The sequence below is a fragment of the Nocardiopsis nanhaiensis genome (assembly GCF_054778635.1).
Genome location: NZ_BAAGZJ010000185.1, coordinates 1 through 1,333, shown reverse-complemented (window position 1 = coordinate 1,333; position 1,333 = coordinate 1). Strand labels below are relative to the sequence as shown.

Sequence of the window (1,333 nt, the reverse complement as noted above, 5' to 3'; positions counted from 1 at the left end):
GGGGCGGGGCGGCTGGCCTCCGGGCCCGTGCGGGGGCGCCCCTCCGGGCGGCTGTCCCGGACCGGGGGCTCCTCCGGGGTACGGGGCGCTGCCCGGGGCGGACGGCCCGCCCGCGGGCGTAGTCGGCGGTGCGGACGGCGGACCGGACTGGGGCCGGGGTTCCGTCCGCTCCCGCGGATCCGGCTGTTCCAGCGGTTCCGGGGCCTGGCTGCTGGGGCTGCCGCGCATCCCGCCGACGGGCCGCTTGTACATGTCCTCGACCCCCGGATCGGAAGCGGAGTCGGCGTCGGGGTCGACGGCGGGTCCGCTCTCCGGGGCGGGCCCGGAGAAGCGCTTCCCCTGGGGCGGAGCGTCCGGCCCCGTCACCTCGGGCTCCGCGGAATCCTCACCCAGCCGCGTCCCGTCGGCCACCGTGTCCGCGTCCGGGCTTCCCGGGGCGGACCCGGAAACAGCTTCAGACGCGGGCTCGGATGCGGGATCGGGGTCCGTGTCCTCCGGGCTCACCGCGGCGGCGGCCGCCAGTGCTCCCCCGGCCAGCGCTCCACCCGCCAGCGCCCCGGCCGTGCCACCGGGTTCCCCGGGACCCGTGGGGCCGCCCGGGTCCGCTGTCGGCCCGGTCCAGGGCACCGAGGTGGCCAGCGAACGCAGGGCCCGGACCCACTCCGAGGTCTCCGGACGCTCCGAGGGGTCGGCGGAGAACATGCTCATGACGATCTCGCGCTGCCGGTCCCCCGCCGCCATCAGTAGCGGCAGTCCGGCCATCCGCTCCCTCAACTGCTCCGGCGCGGGCGGCGGGTCCTCTCCGGTCAGGGAGAAGAAGGCGATCGCTCCGAAGGCGTACCGGTCGGTGGCGGGCGAGTACTCCCCGTTGAAGATCTCCGGTGCCGCGTAGCCCGGGGTGAACCACGGGCGGACGGTCATGTGCCGGGCCGCGATTCGGCTCAGCCCGAAGTCCACCAGGGTGGCCTGGCCCTCTTCGCTGATCATGATGTTGCCGGGCGACAGGTCGCCGTGCACCACCACCCGCTTGGAGGGCGTGGCACGCCCGGAGTGGAGCATGTCCAGCACCTGGGCGACCTGTTCCAGGTAGCGCAGCACCTCGCGTTGCCCGCGCGGCCCCTGGACGGCGTTCTCGGCGCGCCAGTCGCGCAGGTCCAAGCCTTCGACGTAGTTCATCACCAGGTACAGGGCACGCTCACCGGAGGAGTCCGGAGTGTGTCAAGTCGAATCGGACAGGGGTAGGTGATCGTCAGGCCGCTTCACACAGGTCAGCGCTGTGCTGCGCGGTAGGTGCGGTGTCCGGTTCGTTGATCCACGCGGCCTCGGGAAGAGC

At 74.0% G+C, this 1,333-nt stretch carries 1 protein-coding gene; it reads right to left on the bottom strand.

Features of this window, described 5'->3' with window-relative positions; translation table 11 throughout:
• Positions 1–1,188 (bottom strand): serine/threonine protein kinase (locus tag ACYVD1_RS34680; protein ID WP_460778711.1); only part of this gene is annotated, 1,188 nt, incomplete at its 3' end.
• Between the last annotated feature and the right edge of the window lie 145 nt (positions 1,189–1,333).